The sequence below is a fragment of the Flavobacterium artemisiae genome, from assembly GCF_042678225.1.
GTDB classification, from domain to species: domain Bacteria; phylum Bacteroidota; class Bacteroidia; order Flavobacteriales; family Flavobacteriaceae; genus Flavobacterium; species Flavobacterium artemisiae.
This window is the reverse complement of record NZ_JBHUDZ010000018.1, coordinates 714,626-736,550: the sequence shown is the minus strand read 5'-3', so window position 1 is coordinate 736,550 and position 21,925 is coordinate 714,626. Positions and strand designations below refer to the sequence as shown.

General features: G+C 35.4%; 17 protein-coding genes. 3 read left to right on the top strand and 14 right to left on the bottom strand.

From position 1 onward, the window contains the following. Window positions 1-305: 305 nt before the first annotated feature. The 7 genes from ACFSC2_RS23035 to ACFSC2_RS23005 all read right to left on the bottom strand — a co-directional run bounded on the left by ACFSC2_RS23035 (window position 306) and on the right by ACFSC2_RS23005 (window position 8,496). Window positions 306-914 (bottom strand): hypothetical protein, encoded by a 609-nt coding sequence (locus ACFSC2_RS23035; protein ID WP_379813450.1) that lies wholly within the window; start codon window positions 912-914, stop codon window positions 306-308. 602 nt (window positions 915-1,516) lie between these two features. Beyond that, window positions 1,517-2,863, bottom strand: coding sequence for a DUF3526 domain-containing protein (locus ACFSC2_RS23030; RefSeq protein ID WP_379813449.1), 1,347 nt, complete (start codon window positions 2,861-2,863; stop codon window positions 1,517-1,519). Window position 2,864: 1 nt separating this feature from the next. Then, entirely contained in the window at window positions 2,865-4,307 is a 1,443-nt protein-coding gene (locus tag ACFSC2_RS23025; protein WP_379813448.1) for an ABC transporter permease, read from the bottom strand. Between the two features lie 5 nt (window positions 4,308-4,312). After that, window positions 4,313-6,604, bottom strand: a complete 2,292-nt coding sequence (locus ACFSC2_RS23020; RefSeq protein ID WP_379813447.1) for a TonB-dependent siderophore receptor — start codon at window positions 6,602-6,604, stop codon at window positions 4,313-4,315. 30 nt (window positions 6,605-6,634) lie between these two features. After that, window positions 6,635-7,330, bottom strand: a complete 696-nt coding sequence (locus ACFSC2_RS23015) for an ABC transporter ATP-binding protein (protein ID WP_379813446.1) — start codon at window positions 7,328-7,330, stop codon at window positions 6,635-6,637. 229 nt (window positions 7,331-7,559) lie between these two features. Next, entirely contained in the window at window positions 7,560-7,907 is a 348-nt protein-coding gene (locus ACFSC2_RS23010; RefSeq protein ID WP_379813445.1) for a hypothetical protein, read from the bottom strand. Window positions 7,908-8,061: 154 nt separating this feature from the next. Then, entirely contained in the window at window positions 8,062-8,496 is a 435-nt protein-coding gene (locus tag ACFSC2_RS23005; protein ID WP_379813444.1) for a DUF1810 domain-containing protein, read from the bottom strand. Window positions 8,497-8,879: 383 nt separating this feature from the next. On the opposite strand from ACFSC2_RS23005, the gene ACFSC2_RS23000 reads away from it, so the two are divergent. Beyond that, window positions 8,880-9,629, top strand: coding sequence for a 4-hydroxy-tetrahydrodipicolinate reductase (locus ACFSC2_RS23000; protein ID WP_379813443.1), 750 nt, complete (start codon window positions 8,880-8,882; stop codon window positions 9,627-9,629). Between the two features lie 139 nt (window positions 9,630-9,768). On the opposite strand, the gene ACFSC2_RS22995 is transcribed toward ACFSC2_RS23000, so the two are convergent. Together ACFSC2_RS22995 and ACFSC2_RS22990 are read right to left on the bottom strand one after the other, a co-directional pair. Further along, complete coding sequence (locus tag ACFSC2_RS22995) at window positions 9,769-12,684, bottom strand: PQQ-dependent sugar dehydrogenase (protein ID WP_379813442.1); 2,916 nt, start codon at window positions 12,682-12,684, stop codon at window positions 9,769-9,771. 159 nt (window positions 12,685-12,843) lie between these two features. Further along, window positions 12,844-13,224, bottom strand: a complete 381-nt coding sequence (locus tag ACFSC2_RS22990) for a winged helix-turn-helix transcriptional regulator (protein ID WP_379813441.1) — start codon at window positions 13,222-13,224, stop codon at window positions 12,844-12,846. Between the two features lie 108 nt (window positions 13,225-13,332). Between ACFSC2_RS22990 and ACFSC2_RS22985 the strand changes: the two genes are divergently transcribed. Next, window positions 13,333-13,944, top strand: a complete 612-nt coding sequence (locus ACFSC2_RS22985) for an FMN-dependent NADH-azoreductase (RefSeq protein WP_379813440.1) — start codon at window positions 13,333-13,335, stop codon at window positions 13,942-13,944. Window positions 13,945-14,041: 97 nt separating this feature from the next. Here ACFSC2_RS22985 and ACFSC2_RS22980 read toward each other — a convergent pair whose 3' ends face one another. Further along, entirely contained in the window at window positions 14,042-15,319 is a 1,278-nt protein-coding gene (locus tag ACFSC2_RS22980) for an acetyl-CoA C-acetyltransferase (protein WP_379813439.1), read from the bottom strand. A gap of 243 nt (window positions 15,320-15,562) precedes the next feature. Between ACFSC2_RS22980 and ACFSC2_RS22975 the strand changes: the two genes are divergently transcribed. Then, on the top strand, window positions 15,563-17,986 hold the full coding sequence (locus tag ACFSC2_RS22975) for a TonB-dependent siderophore receptor (RefSeq protein WP_379813438.1): 2,424 nt from the start codon (window positions 15,563-15,565) through the stop codon (window positions 17,984-17,986). A 153-nt stretch (window positions 17,987-18,139) separates the two neighbouring features. On the opposite strand, the gene ACFSC2_RS22970 is transcribed toward ACFSC2_RS22975, so the two are convergent. The 4 genes from ACFSC2_RS22970 to ACFSC2_RS22955 all read right to left on the bottom strand — a co-directional run bounded on the left by ACFSC2_RS22970 (window position 18,140) and on the right by ACFSC2_RS22955 (window position 21,862). Then, window positions 18,140-19,168: an LLM class flavin-dependent oxidoreductase gene (locus ACFSC2_RS22970; RefSeq protein ID WP_379813437.1), complete on the bottom strand. Its 1,029-nt coding sequence runs from the start codon at window positions 19,166-19,168 to the stop codon at window positions 18,140-18,142. A gap of 215 nt (window positions 19,169-19,383) precedes the next feature. Next, a complete protein-coding gene (locus tag ACFSC2_RS22965; protein WP_379813436.1) occupies window positions 19,384-19,791 on the bottom strand; it encodes a DUF1634 domain-containing protein in 408 nt (135 codons plus the stop codon). Further along, window positions 19,778-20,614: a sulfite exporter TauE/SafE family protein gene (locus ACFSC2_RS22960; RefSeq protein WP_379813435.1), complete on the bottom strand. Its 837-nt coding sequence runs from the start codon at window positions 20,612-20,614 to the stop codon at window positions 19,778-19,780. Before ACFSC2_RS22960 ends, ACFSC2_RS22965 begins: the two co-directional genes overlap by 14 nt. Before the next feature lie 255 nt (window positions 20,615-20,869). Then, window positions 20,870-21,862 carry a helix-turn-helix transcriptional regulator gene (locus tag ACFSC2_RS22955; RefSeq protein WP_379813434.1) on the bottom strand — a complete coding sequence of 331 codons (993 nt, stop codon included), beginning with the start codon at window positions 21,860-21,862 and terminating at the stop codon, window positions 20,870-20,872. Window positions 21,863-21,925 lie beyond the last annotated feature (63 nt).

The following is a 21,925-nucleotide window of genomic DNA, read 5'->3' as shown; positions in this document are numbered from 1 at the left end:
AAAGGTTTTCGCAAAGAACGCGAAGTTTTTTAGTTAGATTTTTTAAATCAAAGTTCGCAAAGCTTTGTGCTGATAGAATAACTTATTTGAATTGCCTCCAGCTTTAGCTGGAGGTTGAAAATATGAATTAGCCAAGGCTTTAGCCGAACTTTATCATTTGGCTAAAGCCTGAAAACTATTTTCTCATAACCTCCAGCTAAAGCTGGAGGCAATTGATGTTTTTTGAACATCAGATTTTTAGAATACTGCCAATGGTTTCAACTGTTGGGACATAATGTATCTCCTGAAAGATTAAAGTTAAGACCTCAATTCAAAATCAATTCAATATTTTCAGATAATCTAAAAGCTAATTCGGGTGTAGTACTGTTATTTAAAATCCACGGTACGAGTTTTCCATTCGTCATAATTTCTTCTTTCGAATAGACAAGACTAAAATATTGTTGTGAATCTATTTTTACTTTAACATCCTCGTAATAATATCGCGATTCTTTTAGAGAAGGATATTTAGCTGTCAAATAATCGTTTAAAGTAAAAGATGCGCCTTCTTTGTATAAATCTTCTGAAAGAATAGGAGTGACCGTTATTTCGCGAATGCTGTTTTTAAGAGTATTATAAGATTCCTTCGTTGTGGAAAAATCGGATTGTTTTAATTTACCTTTTTCGGATAACTGACGAATTACCGAAAGCCTGACATAATCGCCGTTTATTTCAATTACCTTAAAAATGAAATAATTTGTCTGCATGCTTTGGCTTCCGTTTGAACCTCTTTTTTTACTGAAAATAAAACTACCCATTTGTAATTTATGTTCAGGATTGTTCATGTCTTTTTTCCATTTGTATGGATTATAGACGAATTGTTTAAGGGCGTAGAAGATGATAATTACAAGAAGGCTTATTAAAAGTACTTTTTTCATTAAATGGAAATTTCAATAAAAATACTGATTTAACCGCAAGGTACGCAAGGTTTTTTGAGATACTGCTTTTTATAAACGCAAAGACCGCGAAGTTTTTTTTAAGTTGGATTTTTTAAATCAAAGTTCGCAAAGCTTTGTGCTGAAAGAATAACTTGTTTGAATTGCTTCCCGCTTTAGCTGGAGGTCAAAAATTATTGAATTAGAAAGGCTTTAGCCGAACTTTATCATTTGGCTAAAGCCTTTAATTATATTTTATTAAAACCTCCAGCTAAAGCTGGAGGCAATTGATATTTTTTGATTATCAAATTTTAAAACATAGCCAACGGTTTCAACCGTTGAGACATAATGTATTTCAATAATGTATTTCTAAAATACGTTTCCCAAGGTTAAAACCTTGGGCTATATTTAAATTGTATGGATTTATTTAAACGCAAAGTTCGCAAAGCTTTAAAAATAAAACTTTGCGAACTTTGATTCGAAAAAATCTAACTCAAAAACTTAGCGTTCTTTGCGAAAAACTTTGCGAACTTTGATTTGAAAAATCTAACTCAAAAAAACTTAGCGTTCTTTGCGAAAAACCTTTGCGCTCTTTGCGGTAAAAATTAAATTAGAGTTCTAAAATTTCTCCATCCAAAACCAATCAACAATAAATTGAAAAGTAATAAAGGCAAAAAGGCTTTTAAGAAACCGGCCTCTGTAGGATCTGTAAAAGTTTCAACTTTAAATTTCTCCCAGTTTTCTTTGTTTACAGGCATTTCTTCAAATATTTTCGGATAAAAATACAATCGTATTTTTTCATGGAAAAGCTTTGTTTCTTTCAAAAATAAAAGCTGATTTCCAAGATCAGATTTTGCGGTTTCATTCAGCTGAATCTGTGTATGAAGCGTCGGAATAAACATCGCAATCGTTTGGCTGGCTAGATTTCGCTGTTCTAGTTTTGATTCTAATTCGCGTGACTGCACAGCCGATTCGTCGTCGCCCATTTGCTGCATTGCATAGTACCAAAGCCATTCAAATTCTTTATTTTCATCCAATTTGTATTTTCTAAACTGCGGATAATGTTGGTAGAATTTCTCCATCGTTTCGCTTTTAGATGTATCCCATTTTTCGTGGTACGCATTTCTTTGTTTTAAGGTAACTTCTAACGCTTCTGGAACTTTGTATTTATTAACGATATACGTATTAATTCCCGCAGGAAGAATAATAATCAGGAAAAGCCAGATGGTCAATAAAATAACGGCATTAAAATTCGAATGTTTTTGCAGCGAAACAATAAAAAAGCAAACCGCAAACCAGAATAAAATATATAAAATACCCAATCCGTAAAAAACAAAAAACGATTGATTCAACGGAATATGCAGCCATAAAACACTCGCAAAAAGTAAAATCGAAAGCAACGCTATCAAACTCAAAATTCGGATATAAAACAGTTTTAAAATATAAATAAACGTGTTCTGACTTTGTGTAGCCACGATTTTCCAAGTGCCGCTTTCTTTTTCTTCAGAAATAATATTATATGAAAAAGCGATAATCAAAAGCGGAAAAAGATAAATCAGCACAAAACTAAAATCGATATTTCCCGACAAAAGATTATTCGGATTATTGAGTTCGGCGTCGTATTTCTGAGCTTCCAAACCACGAATCGTAACACTTTGTATAGACGGATTTACATCGCGCTGTCCGATCGCTAAACTGTTTATAGGCAAAGTTTTATTGACTAAAGAAAACTTAATGTAATAGAGCAGCAGTCCAATTTCGTCTTTATGAAAAGCAGCATTTCTCGCAATATGTTCTTTTTGATATATGGCCGCTTCCTGAATGTTATTTTGTTGTTTTTCCTGAAACTGTTTTCCGATCAAAAGACTTATAAAACCAATGCAAAGCAGGAAAAGCAATCCGATTTTGGTTCCTTTCGATCGTATGAAATTTTTAAATAATAATGCTAACATATTAAATGGCTTTAAGTTTTTTGGACGCAATTTTTATAAGAATAAAAAGAAGCGTAATCCAGAGAATGATAGAGATAATCGAGATAATTTCGTTTGTAAGAACCGTTGCAATTCCTTTTGGTTCATAATGAAATTCTTCAACCTCCGCCCAATGTTCTTTTCCAATAATTTTTGGTTTATCAGATTTGGTATTACTAATGTATTTTATCTGCAAACCATTCATTTTCTGCGCCATTGCATAACGATAGTTTTCGGCTTGTTTTTGAAAATCGACATAAGAATCATAATCCGTATTAGACAATCCCATCGAAAGGTTTTTCATCGCGATGTAAGGATTAAGAAAAGAAACGGTTTTAGAAAAGCTGTTTTGCTTTTTATAAACCTTTAAAAGTTCTTCCAAATGTTCATTGTAAATTCGAGAGCTGATTTTCTCACCTTCAGTCATAATAAAGCCCGAATAATTGAAAGGCAGTTTTTGTACCGAATCGACTTTATAAACTCTTAAAAGCGAATCTTTTATGGCTTTATAATGCGGATCATTCGGGTTATGACTGTCGCCTTGTTTGAGAATGTCTTTTTCGATATCGCTGTTAAACTGAATTTTAGAAGGCGCTTCGTAAATATAAGCCCCCAAAGCCTGAGTAGTTCTAGGCAAAATAATGGTAAACAAAAGCCAGATTCCGATCAGCGAAATCAAAGCGTTTTTGGAAGTTTTGCTTATCGCTGAAATTAAAACCGCAATCGTGCAGAAGAAAATCAGATAAACGAAATGGAAAAGAATAAATAACAGCATTTTTACGGTTTCGTCTGCTGAAATCGAAAAATCCTGAAGGAAAAGCCAAAGCAACACTAAGATTACTATTGTTGGAATAAACAAAAGCATAATAACGCTGGCAACTCCAAGAATTTTTCCGAACAACAATTGTTTCCAGTTGATTCCCTGCGTTAAAAGAATTTTTAAAGTACCGTTTTCACGTTCGTACGCAATGGCATTAAAACCCAAAAAGAAGATCAGCAAAGGAAGTAAAACCTGCAAAATCATCGCAATACTAATTTCGCCGAAACGAAGCATACTGTTTGAAAAACCGGCTTCAGAAAAGTTGGCGGTGTTTTGTTTGTGCGCTTCAAGGAAAATAGCATTTCCAAAGAAAGGTTCCATTCCGAATTCGAAAACGCTTAGAGAAGTACTTTTTCTAAAAGCAAAATTCCCGTAATGCGCCATTCTATGCGGATTCTTATCTGGATTTTTCAACCAGTCTTCACGCGATTCGTGCTGGTATTTTTCGCTGGTTTCATTTTGGCTTTTATAATTTTCCCAACCCGAAAAAGCAGCGTACAAAAGCAAAATGCCGATGAAAATCGTAATGACAAAAACGGCTTTATTTTTAAAAACAGAATCTCGCAGTTGTTTTGCGATTAAAATTTCTGCGTGTAATAATTTCATACCAATTAAAATTTATAAGTTACGGTCAGACTGGCGTTTCTAGGACTTCCCGGAAACAATCTCAAATAGTTTTGAGCGCCTAACCAATAGGTTTTATTCAATAAATTGCCTGCGTTTACAGCAATCTGCATATTGCTGTTTGTTGGTTTATAATACAACGCGGCATCAAAAATCGTAAAGTCAGGAAGTGTAAAATCTCTTGTAAACCAAGGCACTTTGCTGCTTTGATACTGCATTCCCAAACCAATTCCGAAACCTTTTAGTTCAGAATCTGATGCAAAATTGTAACGTGTCCAAAGATTGGCGCTGTTTTTTGGGGTATTTTGTTTTCTCTGACCGATTAAAGCGGTATTTGCATCGTTGGTAATTTCGGCATCGATATAACTGTAAGAAGCGTTAATCTGCCAATCTGGTGTAATATAACCAGCCAAATCACATTCGAAACCACGGCTTCTTTCGGAACCTCTAGTCACCAATAAATCAGGGTTTACAGGATCATTAGCATTCATCAAAATATTACGCTGATTGATTTCGTAAATCGCAGCGTTAAAACTCATCGAATTATTTAAAAATGTGGCTTTAAAACCAACTTCTTTCAAATCACTTTCTAATGGTTTAAACAAACTTCCCGCAGGCAGACTTCCTGTTTGAGGCATAAGTGTAACCGTGTTCGACTGCGGCTGATAACCTTCGAGATAAGTTGTATAAACATTTATTGCAGCATTTACCGCATATGTAATTCCAACTCGAGGCAGAAGCGCTGATTTCTTAACCGTCAGTTCGTTATTGGTTTTGTAATTTGTAACGTCTTCAAACCATTCATTTCTTAACCCCAATAAAAAGGTAAATTTTTGAATTTGAATCTGATCCTGAATATAAATGGCATTTGTTGTTGTTAGGGCAGAAGGAAGTGCCGTACGAACATTCAAAACATAATCTTCTGTGTTTCTTAAAGCATAAGAAGGATTATTCAAATCAAAGAAATTGACATTCGGTTTCGGCATCACAACGCCGTTTACCGTTACAGTCTGATAATTAGAAGCATTTGCAGGAACAAAAGTACTGGCAACCGTTCCGTCATTCAATAGAAATCCTCTTGCTGCGTTTTGTCCGCCGCCTTTGTTTTTATTCCAGCTGCTTAAATCGTAGCCCGTTAAGAGTTTATGTTTTAAAGGCCCGGTTTTAAAATCAAAATTAAAATAAGCTGTCAGATTATCAATATCCCAATATTGCTCACGCTGCACGTATTGCATCATCGCCAGACTTGTAACGGGCTGATTGTTCATGTCAACCGCAAAAGCATTTGTCGTACGGTGTTCCTGAAGATCTTCTGTCCAGGTTTGTTTCATATACGAAGCATTAAATCCGATATTCGAATTAAATTTATGCGCAAAATTGGTAGTCAAGATCATTTCTTTCGATTTAAAATAATCTCCAGAAGCGCCCAGATTTAAGCTTATCGGCGTTTTGTTTAAATTGGTAACACCTGCAGTTGCGCCAAAAATAGGCTGCCCGCGATCTAGAACGCCTGTCATGTTGCTCAAAATCAATTCGGTATTAAAAGCCGTTTTCTCATTCGGAATATAACTGAACGAAGGCGAGAACAAAAATGATTTGTTATTGACTAAATCACGAAATGATTTGGCTTCCTGATAAGCACCGTTTACGCGGTACAATAGCGTTTTTGAATCGTTTAAAGGACCTGTAAAATCAAGCGTTCCGCGAAGAGTACTGAAACTTCCAACCGTTAAACTCACTTCTTTTCGATCGACTGCCAAAGGTTTTTTAGTCACCATATTGATGCTTCCGCCCGGATCTACAGATGAAAATGTAGCACTCGACGGCCCTTTGATTACTTCTACACGCTCAATATTGCTCGTTAACGGCTGTAAAAAATAATATTGTCTGGTTCGCATTCCGTTAATAATCTGACCTTCTTCATTTTGAGAGATGCCGCGAATGGTATATTGATTGTAATAACTTGCCGGTATTACACCGCTTGCCATTTTTACAGCATCGGCAAGGTAAATAGCGCCTTTGTCAGCAATTAACTCTTTTGTAATGGAAGAAATAGACTGCGGAATATCTTTATTTAAAGCTGCAATTTTGGTTGCCGAAAACGAATAATCACTATTGTATTTTTTCGTCGAACGCCCAATAATTTCGACAGTCTGGAGTTCGTTACGCTTAGACGCTAGAGAATCTTTAGCAATACTATCTTGTACTTTTTGGCTGTTTTGAGCATTTAAAATAGAAAAACTGCTTACTAGAAAAAGTAAGGCAAATAGATGTTTCATTTTTATGTGAATGGAAAGCTCTGTTTCCTTTTAAACCGTTTGTAAATAAAGATCTTCAAGCTCGTTTGCCGAAATTTTAGAAGCTTCAATAACCGTTACCAAATTTCCCTGCTTCATAATTCCGATATGCGATGCCACTTCTCTTGCTCTAAAAATATCGTGCGTTGCCATCAGAATTGCAGTTCCGTCTTCCGAAAGTTCTTTTAAAATCTGAGAAAATTCGTTTGAAGCTTTTGGATCCAAACCACTTGTAGGTTCGTCCAGCAACAGCACTTTTGCTTTTTTTGCGATCGCAATCGCAATTCCTACTTTTTGTCGCATTCCTTTAGAGTAACCGCCCAGATTGTTATCGTGCGCACTGGCCTGCAATCCCGCTTTGTTTAAGAAGTATGTCAATTCTCCTTTAGAATATTTAAAACCAGCCAGCGAAGAGAAAAATTTAAGATTTTCTAAACCTGTTAAATTCGGATAAAGCATTACTGTTTCCGGGATGTAAGCCACAAACTCTTTTGTTGTTGAGGCATTTAAAGAAACGGGAATATTATTTATAGTTAAACTTCCTGCTGTAGGCTCGATAAAGCCTAAGAATAAGTTGATTGTTGTCGTTTTTCCGGCGCCATTCTGTCCTAAAAGAGCAAAGATTTCGCCTTCTTTAATAGTTAAGTTTAAAGCGTTCAAAGCAGTGTAATCACCATATTTTTTGGTGAGATTTTCAGCTGTAAGCATAATTGTATGGAATTGAATTAAGTTTTTGTTGAATGATAAAACAGCTTTCTCAGCGTAACTTTAAGTACGTTGGAATTTGTTTAATTAAGATTGAAATGCTGGTGTACAGTGATTTATTCGCGAAAGCGTAATTTTAGACCTATCAAAATAGAAATTACGGCATTATAAAATGCAGTATTTGTTTTTTCTCTTTTGAAAGAAAATCAAAAATGATAAATAAATCGTGTAATTAAAGAGCAGGCGGAGCTCTTAAGGCAAATAAACTGCCTTTGAAGAAAGTAGAAACAGATTTCGTATAAACGAATACCGGTTTTGCTTCGATATTAATTTTTTGAAAAACAACAGTTTGAAAAGCATTTGGAATATAAGTACTGAAAGCAAAATGACAAATATGGCATTTAGTGTCGACCGAATGGCTGTGTGTTATTTCTTTTTGATTGGCGCTCGTGTGGTGTTCGCAAGGTTTTTCTGTTAACTGCTTGAAAACATGCTCGTAGGAGTGAATAGTCTGAAACAGCATTGCGAACAATACCATAATAGACATCAGGAAATTGATAAAAATAATTTTCTTTTTCATTCCAAAATAGACTGCGGTTTTTCTAGTGGTAAAAAAACGCAACAGCCTTGCAAATATAGAAATCTTATTTAAAAACCCGTTTAAAGGGACATTATTTTAATAAAATAACAACTATTTGCTTGACTTTGTAAGTTAATGCAACTTAATTTCAGGATTAAAAATTACTGTACAATAACTGCAGTGTATGAAAATCGGTTGAACCTTCAAAATACTTATCCAAAACCTGTTCAAAGATTGGTTCAGAGTTTTGAATAGTGGCAAAAAGTGTCATACAAGATTGTAACTTTTCATTATCAGGATTTCCAAAAATCTCTTCAGCAGTTTTTTCGTCAGTATTGATTAATTCAGAAGTAATTTCTAAAAGATGTTTTCCTAAAATCGGATGCTCTAGAAAAGCGATTGCTTCGTCAACATTTTTGATTTCGTAGAATTTTGAAGTGTCACAGGAACCGAGACCTTTGATCTGTGGAAAAATAAACCACATCCAAGGTGATTCTTTTTTTCCTTTTTTTATTTCTGAAAGGGCAGATAGATATAGTTTATTTTGGGCGTCTAAAAAACGAACCAATTCTTTGTTGTTGTAGGCCATTTTGTACTGATTTTATTTTTGGGGGAATCAGGTCGTAAATCTACTGAAAATATATAAAGTTGCGCTTTTCTAAAGCATTTTTTCAGTATATTTTTTTTAATATATTAAGCACAAAACAGGTGTAGTATTTATCCGAATTTTTAATTTTTGAGGAAAACTAAAATGTATTGTAAGAAAATGACTTTAGCAGCATTATTCCTATTAACAACTCTGGATTTTGTTATGTTTTGCAGTTTTCGTTCGATATTTTGTTATGATTTTCCTATTTTTACTGATAAGGCAGTTTACTAACAGCTTTATTTATTAAAATTTCAATTGGCATTTACCACTTTAATGTCATCATCTTCAAACGAGCTTTTTCGCTCTTTAAAAAACAAATGCGTATGAAAATAGGATTAATCGGATTCGGAAAAACTGGAAAATCAGTAGCATCAATATTATTAGATAACAAAAAATTCTGCTTAGAATGGGTTTTAAGACAAAGTACGGTTTTAGAACATAGATCGGTTCCCGAATTTTTTGGAGTACAGTCAGACGAACCGGGTTTAATCTATTCAAGTTCAAAAACTTCCATCGAAGAATTGTTAGAAAAACATCCGGTTGATGCTATCATTGACTTTTCTTCAGACAACGGAATTTATGCTTATGGCGAAGTTGCCTCAAAGAAAAATATCAAGATCATTTCGGCCATTTCACATTATAAGCAGAAAGAATTAGATTTTTTGAAAAAACTGTCAAAGAAGACAACTGTATTTTGGTCGCCAAATATTACTCTAGGTGTCAACTATTTGTTGTTTGCCGCTAAATTTTTAAAGAAAATTGCCCCTTGGGTTGACATTGAAGTTAACGAAGAACATTTTAAAACCAAACAAGGTACTTCTGGAACTGCAGTAAAAATCGCTGAAGCTCTTGATGTTGACAAAGAAAATATCAATTCGGTTAGAGCTGGAGGAATTGTTGGTAAACACGAGGTAATCTTTGGTTTTCCATTTCAAACTGTGCGTTTAATACACGAATCCATTTCAAGAGAAGCCTTTGGAAATGGTGTTATTTTTGTTGCCGAAAATTTAAAAGATAAAGAAAAAGGTCTTTATAATTTTGAAGATATTTTGTCGCCTTATTTTATAGTATAATTTTTTTTCACAGAGACACTAGTTTTTATTAGTTCACGCAGATTTGGAGATTTAAGCAGATAAATTAAGATTTTTTATAATCTGTCAAATCAGCTTAAATCTCCAAATCTGCGTGAAATAATTATCAGCAGCTAAAAAACTACTGTTTACTAATTCGTATAGCTTTACTACTCAAATTTGTCTTTAGAAAATAAATTCCCGAAGCCTGCTCAGAAATTGAAATTACATTTCCAGAACCTTCTTTGATTTTGCTTCCTAAAACAGAATAAATAGTCCATTCTAGTTCTTTCGAAAGATGAAATAATCCTGTTGATGGATTTGGATAAACGATAATTTTATCAGATTCTCCATTCGGATTTTCAACTCCAAGATTACAGTTATGTACGTCGTAAGTAACCTTTTTTGTATTACTTCCGTTAGAGTTAGTGACCGTTAGTGAAACTTCTCTTTCTCCTTCAGTCGAAAAAATAACCGAATGTGGTCCAATTCCTGTTGCTGTTGCTGGTTGTGCATTGGTGCCAAAACTCCACGCATAAGTATCAACGGTTCCTACTGAAACTGATGTGAAATTGACTGGATTATTAATGCATCCCATTTGCGGACTAAATTCAAAATCAGCAATAGGAGCAGTGGTACTTCCTGATAATACAAATTCCATTTTATTGATATTCGTATCATTTTCATCAAAATACAAAGTAATAACGTGTGTACCTTGCGTTAAAGGAATATTAGGAATAGCAACTGTCTGCCAAGCCTGAAATCCGCCCGTATTTGGAATATTGACAACTCCAGTAACATTTACACCGTCAACTTCAAGATGCAGTTTTCTAGTGTTGTAAGGCGTCGCCGCTCTTAAATTGATGGTATAATTTCCGGTCGTATTTACCTTGGCTGTATATTTAAGCCATTCGTCTTTTGCTACATAAGCGAGATTAAAACCACCTTCATTACAAGCTTCGGTTCCTACGCCGTCGCCAGGTCTATAAGCAGTGTCACCTCCGCCATTTTTATCTAAAAATGCACCAGGGCCAATGTCGTAATTTTCAGCTTCTATAATTCCAGGAATTTGGGCTATAATTCCTTGATAAGGTGCGTTTTGAAGTGTAACAGCATTATAAAATGCAGTGTATGTAACAGTCCCGCTGGCTGGTGCTTTAAACGTTTGGTTCGCAGCGCCGCCCTGTCCCCAGTGATCAAAATCGTAGCGAATGTTGCCAATATATTGCGGTGTTGGGGCATTTAAAGTCTGCAAAGCGGCATTCGCTACAACTTGTTTGGTTGAAGGCGCTGTAACTGGTTTTTGATTGAATTCTAAGTTTAAAGGAACTGGCGAACTTGCGGCAGTAACATCGACTAAATTGGGTTTAATATCCACAAAAGCGGTTGCTGTGAGTCCGTTGCTGTCGGTTACTTTTACCGTAAATCTGTACCACACGTTTGGTGTTTTTTCACCTTGATTGGATGCGGTAAAATCACCCGATTTCACGCCTTGCGGACTCCCGCCAGGATGCGAATGTCCAGCTCCTGGAATATCTTCATGAAAAAGATCAATACTCCATGAAAAAGCACTTGCAGGCAATGTTCCATCTTCTACATCTGTTGCAGAAGCTTCAAAATGCACCAAATCATCGGCATTCCATTTTAAAGAAGGAAGCGGTGAAATTATAGAAACTGTCGGCGCATTGCTAAATGGTGTCACTGTTAAAGTCGCCGGATTACTGGTTACATTTCCTGCTGTATTGGTAACAATAACTCTGTAAGCGCCTGCATTTGCATTGGTTACGTTTGGAATCGTATAACTTGCAGCAGTAGCGCCGTTGATATTTACATTGTTAAACTGCCATTGATATGTTAATCCCGTTCCGCTGGCAGAAACAGTAAATGTTACCGGATTTGTTTCCATTATACTTTGAGAAACAGGATGATTTACAATCGTTGGAGCTGCGGTTTCGATGTAATCTAATTTAATTAAAGCACCATTATTTCCATAAGAGCAATAATAGATATAGCCATCATTTCCTAACATCATTCCTAAAGCATATTGTTGCGGTGCATCAAAAAATACGGTTGAAACGGGATCTGCAACGTTGGGATCAAACGATCTTATTTCAGTTCGAACATAATCTTTAATGATAAATTTCCCTTGCAGATTAGGATATCTTGAAATTGTAGGATTGTATAAAACTCCATTTGTTAACGCATTTCCAATAGTTCCTGTTCCATAAGTAAATATCGGATTGGTAAAAAGATTGGTTTCAGTTTGTTTTCCGTCACCTCCCTGTGGATGTCCCCATGCATAATTGCGAATTGTTGGGTTACTGATTTCGTTTATTTCTTCCCAAGAAGTTCCTACATCCAAAACAAATAATTTGTTGGCTGCCACGTTTGGAACTAATCGCCACGGATTTCTAAAACCATAAACCCAAATACTTTGTCTTTGTACTGAACCGCTTCCGTAGAATGGATTTCCAGGTGCAGGCTGTCCGTCTTCTGTAACTCTTAAGATTTTTCCTTTATAAGTATCTAAATCTTGTGCATTGGTGTTTAACTGGCTGTCTCCAACGGTTATGTATAAAAAACCGTTAAAGAATTTTAGATCGCCTCCGTTATGAAAACCGCCTCCAATTGGCTCTAAAAGTAGGATTTCCTGTCTGTTTACTACTTGATTATTATTGTCGATTTTTACTCTTTCAATTCTGTGTCGGATTACACCAGCATTGGTAATAGAGTAAAACACATAAATATAGCCGTTTGCTGCAAAATCAGGGTGAAGTGTCAGTCCAAGAAGTCCTTGTTCGTTATCTGTTACGGTCGTTACTGTGAAAACGGTTGAAACCGCGTTGTTTTGAAACACTTTTACAATTCCGCCTCTTTCAGCAATAAAAATTCTTCCGTCAGAAGATTGCTCTAGGGAAAGACCTTCTTTTATTACAGAGGTCGGGGTAAGGTTTTGTGTGATATACTGACTGTAAGATCGTGATGAAAGTAATAACACGAAAACCAGAATTAGTATACTTCGATGCTTTTGAAAAAGAAATAGTAGATTTTTTCTCATAATTATTCAGGATTAAATTGATTTGGTTACTCAAATTTAATCTTTTTCTGTCTAATTTTTCCGTTAAGAAAAAAAGCATTCTATAAAGTCAGTGATACTGTACGATGATATGTCTTTTGTTAAGTTTTTGTAGTGTTTGTTTTTATTATTGAAAGGTTCTTATTTTCCAATAATTTCTTTTCGGTGTAAGGTTCCCCAATCTTTTAGAGCCATAATAACATTGGTAAGTGAGTTACTGTGTTCTGTTCTAGAATATTCTACTGTTGGTGGAAAAGTATCATAAACTGTTCGAGTAACAAGTTTGTTTATTTCCAGATCTTTTAATTCTTTAGAAAGCATTTTATCGGTAATACCATTAATGATTTTAGAAATTTCCTTGAACCTTTTTGGACCATTAGAAAGAGCAATTAAAATAGGAAGTTTCCATCTGCCGCTCAAAATTTCTAATGCATCTCTAACGGGCAAAAGTGCTCCCATGCATTCTTGTGGTTGACAGTCTTTTTTTGCTATTTCGCTTAATATATCGGTTGTTGTTTCCATATTTTTCCTTTAACTATCTTCGAGGATAGCGCTATCCTTAAGGGTAGTACTATAAAAGAGATAGTAAATGTAGATAAGTTTGTATCGTAAAACAAATAATATAAAATTATGAGCCAAAAAATTCTACAGATAACAACGAGTACTAATGGAGAAAATTCATTTAGCAACCAATTATCCAATGCAATTATTGAAAAATTAATCATCGCGCAGCCTGACACACAAGTACAAACACTTGATTTGACCAAAACTCCACTGCCTTATTTAACGGGTTCTCATATAAGTGCAGTTTATACACCCGAAGAAGCACACACACCAGAGCAGACAGCTGCGCTGCAATATTCTGATGAAGCTATAAATGCATTATTAGAATCGGATATAATTGTAATTGGAGTTCCGTTATACAATTTTGGAATTCCAGCGGTTTTAAAAGGCTGGATCGATCAGATTGCCAGAGCAGGAAAAACTTTTAGTTATGCCGACGGTTCGCCAAAAGGACTGGTAACGAACAAGAAAGTATATTTGTCAATTGCTTCGGGGGCCATATTTTCTGAAGGACCCTACAAGAGTTACGATTTTTCTGAATCGTATTTGCGAGCTGTATTTAGTTTTTTAGGAATGACCGATGTAACTACATTTCGCGTTGAAGGAACAGCTATTCCTGATTTTGCCGAAAATGCACTGCCAAAAGCTTTGTCTTCTGTTGCAGCATTTGCTTTTTAAATTATAAAAAAACTGCACAATCGGTTAAATACTGCGTGAGTGACTTTTGCTCGCAGATTTAGCAGATTGTGCAGATCCTATTAGGTAGTTCAAAATATTATTTCTCAATAATCATTGTTACGCCTTGTCCGCCGGCAGCACAAATCGAAATAAAACCTTTTCCTGAACCTTTTTCGTTAAGAAGTTTAGCCATAACGCCAATAATTCTACCGCCTGTGGCAGCAAACGGATGCGCAGCGGCGAGACTGCTTCCTTTTACGTTTAGTTTTTCGGGATCAATGGCTCCTAAAGTTTTCTTTAAACCAATTTCTGCACTAAGTTCAGGGCTTTCCCAAATTTTTAAAGTAGCTAAAGTCTGTGCCGCAAAGGCTTCGTGTATTTCATAAAAATCAAAATCCTGAAGCGTTAATTCCGCCTTTTCTAACATTCTAGAGGCAGCAAATAAGGGCGCCAACAACAGATTCTGCTGATTTTTTACGTATTCGATTGCAGCAACTTCTGCGAAAGTAATATAAGCCAAAATCGGAAGTCCTTGTTCTTTTGCCCATTCTTCACTAGCTAAAAGTATACAGGAAGCACCGTCTGTAAGCGGAGTAGAGTTTCCAGCGGTTAAAGTTCCGTTTACTTTGTCAAAAGCAGGTTTAAGTTTTGCCAGTTTTTCGAGAGTAGAATCGGCTCTTAAATTATTATCTTTTGTAAGTCCGTTAAAAGGAGTAATCATATCATCAAAGAAACCTTCGTTGTAGGCTTTTGCCATATTTAAATGACTCTTTAAAGCAAATGCATCTTGTTCTTCGCGTGGTATTTTATAGTATTTGGCCGTAATTTCGGTATGACCGCCCATCGAAAGTCCAGTCTGAGATTCTTCGTTTCTCGGAACCAAAGGCGTGAAATCTTTTGGACGAAGCTTTAAAAACGTTTTAATTTTTGCTCCTAATGATTTTGCCTGTCTTGCTTCTAATAAAATTTTTCTCAATTTTTCACTTACCGCAATCGGCATATCGCTGATCGAATCTACACCGCCGGCAATTCCAGATTCAATTTGTCCTAATGCAATTTTGTTGGCAATGTAAATAGCACTTTCAATTCCCGTGTCACAAGCCTGCTGTAAATCGCACGCAGGCGTTGCAGGATCAAGAGAAGTTTTCATGACACATTCTCTGATAAGATTCATGTCATAAGAATGTTTTATAACAGCGCCTCCGGCAACTTCACCTAATAATTGTCCTTTCAGATTGTATTTATCAATAAGTCCATTAAGGGCAGCGGTCATCATTTCTTGATTTCCAACTGAAGCATAAGCGGTATTTGCACGTGCAAACGGAATTCTGTTATAACCTACAATGGCAACTTTTCTTATCGTATTTGTTTTCATACAAAGTGTTTTTAAGTGGATTTATTATTTGAGTTATGGAAGGATAAAGATAAAAATAGAATTCGGTTTAAAACTTAATGTAGATTAATATTCGAAAGAATTCACTTAAGATTTCATCTTTTAAAAAAATATTTTTCTCTTAAATTATTACAAATTGTTAGATTTATTTAGAATCAATAAAAATAATTTGGAAAACCGAATATTTGACTTTACTTTTGCGCAGCAATTTAAAATCAAACCAAAATGAAAATAATTTTTAATAAGAGAGTGTACTTTTTTGCTCTTCTTTTGTGTTCTTTAAACATGATGGCACAAGAATTTGGAAAAGTAGCCGGAAAAGTTTCTTTAAGCGGTAATACTGCTGCCGAAAATATTTCTGTAACTCTAAAAGGAACAAAATATTCTGATGTAACTACTGTTTCAGGACAATATGAGATTACGAGAGTAAAACCTGGTAATTATACTATTGTTGTTCGTGCGGTAGGTATTGCTCCAGTTGAAGCGAATATTGTGGTAACTGCAAAACAAACTACAACTAAAAACTTCTCATTAAACGAAAGTCAGGAAGATCTTCAAGAAGTTGTTATTACAAAAAATAAATACAAGCAGGACAAACCATCTATGTCTTTGCGTTTACAGACACCAGTTCTTGAAATTCCACAAAACGTTCAAATTGTAAGCGGGCAGACATTAAAAGATCAGCAGATTACAAGTATGAGTGACGGAGTAATCCGTAACGTGAGTGGTGCTGTACGTTTAGAGCACTGGGGAGATTTGTATACTAATATTACTATGAGAGGTTCTCAAATTCAGGCTTTTAGAAATGGTTTCAATGTTGTTTCTTCTTTCTGGGGACCATTAACAGAAGATATGAGTTTTGTAGATCATATCGAGTTTGTAAAAGGACCAGCAGGATTTATGCTTTCTAGCGGTGATCCAAGCGGACTTTATAATGTGGTTACTAAAAAACCAACAGGAGTTACAAAAGGTGAGGTGAGTGCTATCGTAGGAAGTTATGATTTCTACAGAGTGAGTTTAGATCTTGACGGAAAATTAGATAAAAAAGGAAAATTATTATACCGTTTTAACGGATCTGCTCAAAAGAAAGGTTCATTCCGTCCATACGAGCACAATGACCGTTATGCCATTGCTCCGGTAATTTCATACCAATTTGATGATAAAACGAAACTGACATTTGAATACAACTTTCAATATGCAAATATGACAGAAGTTGGTTCTTACTACGTTTTCGGACCAGAAGCTGGAGGCTATGCTGCTTTCCCACGTAACTTTACAATGACAGCTCCTGGATTGCCAGATACTAATATCCAAGATCACAGCGGTTATTTACAATTTGAACATAAATTTGATGACAACTGGAAGTTAACAGCACAAACTTCTTACTTTAAATACATTCAGCAAGGTTACAGCTCTTGGCCTGGTGTTGTTGGTCCTGGTCCTGCTGACAGAGATTTTGACGGTATTCCTGAAGGAAATCTTGCTTACGGTGAAATCATTAGAAACGTAGGTATTTGGGATGCAGATAGTAATATGTTCTTAGGACAGATTTTCGTAAACGGTAAATTTAATACTGGACCGATAAGCCATAAAGTTTTAGGTGGAATCGATTTGGGAGATAAAGATTATATGGCAGATTGGGGACAATCTCATGATTTGGATACTGTCGATAATCCTTTTAATGTTTACAATCCAAATTATGGAACTCCTTCAAACGGATTCCCGCAATTTGATCACGAAACGCCTTTAAGCCAAAGAGCAGGGGGACTTTACGGTACTAAGTATGCAGCTGGATATTTGCAGGATGAACTTGGATTTTTTGAAAATAGATTAAGATTGACTCTTGCTGCAAGATACACATGGATTAGCCAGACTAGTGCTTATGATGTACCTCAAGAAGACAGCCATATTACGCCTCGTGCAGGTTTAAGTTTTTCTATTACTGATGATTTTGCAGTTTATGGGTTGTACGATCAAGCCTTTACTCCTCAATCTGGAATTACAAAAAATGGAGATCCTATAAAACCGCTTACAGGTAATAACATCGAATTTGGTATCAAAAAAGACTGGTTTGATGGTTCATGGAATACTACTTTGTCTGCTTACAGAATTATAAAGAAAAATGAGCTTACTTCTGATCCAACAAATGGTCCAAATGATGTTTATAAAGTTATCTTGGGAGAAAAAAGAGCAGAAGGTGTAGAATTTGATGTTAGAGGAAAACTTTTTGACGGTCTTAATTTAATTGCCAACTATGCTTTTACAGAATCTATTGTAACAGAATCAAGATTAGGCAGTATTGCAGTTGGAAGCACTGTTCCAGGATATGCTAAACATACTGCAAATGCATGGTTAAACTATACAGTTCAAGCTGGTAAAGTAAAAGGTTTAGGCGCTTCTATCGGAGGAACTTTCCTTGCAGGACGTCAGACAGATACTTGGAGTGTTGGTCTTCAAAGACTTCCTGACTATTTCAGATTAGATGGAGGTTTATCTTATGAAATCGGAAAAGTAAAAGTTACGGCAAACGTATTTAATATTTTAGATAAATACTTATACAGTGGTTCTTACTACTCTTGGCTTCAAGCTTACTACTGGCAGGCAGAAGCAGGTACAAACTTTAGAGTTGGTATATCTTACAAATTCTAATCTGGTTTGTTTTAGTTGAAAAAATACAAATCACAAAAAAAAAGCATCTGTTAATTCAGATGCTTTTTTATTTTGAGTTACAAAGGCTCAGAGTTACAAAGTTGCAAAGTTTTTTACTATCAGTTATATAAACTTTGTCACTTTGGAGCTTTGTCACTTTGTATCTTTTTTTACCAACGGAATCAATTTTGTTCCGATCAATTCTATAGCGTTCATTAATTGTTTGTGTGTTAGGCCTGCATTGTCCATTTGGAAAGTAAAACGGTCAACGCCTCCTAGTGCTTCACTGTGACGTAGAATCTTTTCTGCAGCTCTTTCAGGACTTCCAACAATTAAAACGCCTAAATCATCAATTAAGCCGTCAAATTTGCCTTTGGTTACAGGTGGCCAGCCTCTTTCATATCCTAATTTTGTCCATAATTCGGCATAACCTGGATAATAATCTGCTACGGCTGTTTCTGTAGAAGTTCCGACGTAACCCGGAGAATGCAATCCGACTTTTAATTCGTCAGGCGAAAAACCTGCTGCTTTTCCAGCTTCTCGGTATAAATCAATTAAAGGCTGAAAGCGATGTGTTTGTCCGCCAATTACAGCAACCATTAATGGTAAACCTAATTTTCCGGCTCTTATAAAAGATTCTGGAGTTCCGCCGACACCAAGCCAAATCGGCATTTTTTCCTGTAATGCTCTCGGATAAACGGGAAGATTGTCTAAAGCGGGACGAAATTTCCCTTCCCAAGTCACAAACTCATTGTCACGAATCTGTAAAAGCAATTCCAATTTTTCGCTGAAAAGCTTATCGTAATCTCGTAAATCATATCCAAAAAGAGGATAAGCTTCGATAGCAGAACCACGACCAGCAACGATTTCGGCTCTTCCTTTTGATATTAAATCCAAAGTGGCAAAACTTTGATAAACACGAACAGGATCTGCAGCGCTAAGAACCGAGACAGCGCTTGCCAAACGTATATTTTTTGTTCTTGCCGCCGCTGCGCTTAAAATTACAGCTGTTGCAGAATCTAAAAACTCTTTTTTATGATGTTCGCCAATCCCGAAAACATCAAGACCAACTTGATCTGCAAGTTCAATTCTTTCCAGAAGCTGTTCCATTGCATCAACACTGCTCAAAGTGTTGTTATCGCCATACATTGCGGATGCAAAGCTGTCAATTCCTATTTCCATAGTCATTATTTTTAATGTTTTGTGTATAGTTTTTAACACATAGAATCATAGTATTCTTGATGTATAAAAGGCGTTTCACTAGTTTCAATTCACATAGCTAGTGTGAAAATCTAGATTTTTTTTAATTTACTTTTTGAGTACTATAAAATCTATGTTTCTATGTGTTAAAAATTCGCTTTCAAATCTAAAATCTAAAATCTGCAATCTAAAATTAATTAATGCGAGAATCCAAACGAAATACTTGTAATAATAATCATAATCACGATTAATGTGATTCCAACATACAAATAGTCTTTCTCTAATGAAAACGAAAATAGCGAAAGTAAAACCCTTAAAACAGGCGTTAGAAACAATAAAATGATTCCCGTGAAAATCAACGATTCGCCATTTCCCTGAATCGCTCCGTTGTAAATTGCAGCGATTACTTCAAATATATTTCGGTCATTTTCTTTAAAAACAGAATAATCCTCAATCTGACTTCCGTTATGTAATAAATAAACAATTCCGCCAATAAAGGCTACTGATAGCGAAATCCAAACACCGTAACGCAATAAGTTTCCGATTATGGTTTGAAAATCTTTTTCTCCAAATTTTTCTCCTTGTGTCATCTTAGATTTTTCCATTTAGTCCGTTATAAATCATATTTACTGCCAAAACAAAAATTAGACAAGCAAAAAAGATTCTCAATTTTTTCGGATTTGTTCGTACCAAAACTTTAGCTCCCACCATAGCACCAAACAAAACGCCAATAACAACCGGCATACAAATTCCAGGTTCGATATATCCTTTCTGAATATAAATTACCGAACTCGCCATTGCTGTAACGCCCATCATAAAATTACTAGTTGTTGTAGAAACCTTAAACGGAACACGCATAATATTGTCCATTGCAATAACTTTAAAAGCACCAGAACCAATTCCTAGAAGACCAGACATCATTCCGGCAATACCCATCATACTGAAACCACCAATTACGTTTTTAGTTCCGTAATGCACAACTTCGCCGTCGTGCGTTGGATAAGTGCCTTCTAATTTTAGTTTTTTTGCCAGCGGACTCGATTCTAAAACAATATGTTCTTCTTTTTTTCGAAGCGAATTAATAGCCGAAAAAATCAATGTTAAACCGAATAAAACGGCTATAAATGAAGTAGGAGCAACAGTAGAAAGCAACGCACCGCAAACGGCTCCAATTGTGGTAGCAATTTCGAGAAAAATTCCCATTCTCATATTAGTGATTCCTTCTTTTACATAAGCGGCGGCTGAGCCTGAAGAAGTGGCGATTACAGAAACCAGAGCGGCTCCGATGGCATAATGAATGTCGACGCCAAGAATAATAGTTAGGAGCGGAATAATAATGATACCGCCTCCTAATCCTGATAATGAACCGATAAAGCCTGCTAAAAAGGCGCCAAGAATCATAATCAGGGTAAATGTAAGTATTGTCATTTAAGATATGTTTTTGTAATTGCTAATTTACGAATACATATCTGTTTTGAGAAAAATTAGGGGCTTAATAAAAGCTTAAAAATAATAAAGTGTTCAGTGGTCAGGTTTTTAGTGGTCAGTTTTTTTAGTATTCAGTGTTCAGGTTTCTTAGTGTTCAGTTTAGCATATAGTGCTAAAATATTAAATGATCAGTTTTACCCATAGTCTAACACTCAAAACTGAACACTAAAAAAAACTGACCACTGAATACTAAAACTACACTTTCAACCGCAGTTTAATCGGCGAATAACCAAAAATCCTTTTAAAGGCAATACTAAAATTCGAAACATTTTGATAACCAGAAAGATGACTTATTTCTTGTATAGAAAGCGAAGTATCGGTTAAATAACGTTTGGCTTTATTCATTCTGATTTCCTGCAGATAACCAAAAACCGTGTCTCCAAAAATAATTTTAAATCCTTCTTTAAGTTTGGTTTGGTTGACACCGACTTTTCGCGCCAGCTCTACAATTGTATGCGGATTGTCAATGTTTTCTCTGATTAACTGTGCCGCAAATTTGATCTTTTCGACATCCGTACGGGCAAGATTTACGGCTTCTTTTTCGTGATCTAAGCTATGGTGGCTTAACGCAATTAACTCGTAGATTTTAGATTCTAAGTAAATTTTTCGAGTAAGTCCTTTGTAAAAACAGTTTTTAATATCTTGAATCACGCCATATATTTTAGCGCCAATTTTAATTTCGTTTTTAGAAAGTGCTGTGCTGGTGTTTTTTTGAATGTTGTTTAGAAAATCATCCATTACTTTCGATTCTCCTTCATATTTACTCAATATTTCCAGCGGAAGATGCACGTCAAAAGTATTATACGTAATGTCTTTTTTGAAGTCTATTTTGGCTCGATTGTCTTCAGCAGAAAGATAAGTTATATTTCCTGCCATTGGTGCCGCAAAATCTTTAATAGAACTCGGATGAACATAACCGATTTTTTGATCCGAAAGATTAAAATGCATTTCTAAAAGCGAAGATTCTCCTTTTCCAGAAATAGCAACATCATCATGCAATTGATAATTTCCCTGAAGAATAGACAAATCGTCTGTAATAGAATGTTCGTGAAATAAAATATCACCTCTTGGGGTCACATATTTAATGTCTTTTTCGCCTTCTAATTCTATTGCCGGCAATCCAGTTTCAAGAGTATTATTGGGTTCTAGAAAATCAGCAAAATCATCTGAGTCAATTTTAAATGCCATCCTTAAACTTCTATATTCATAATTAAAACTTCCACTTTCATAAATGCATCCTTTAGTAATCAA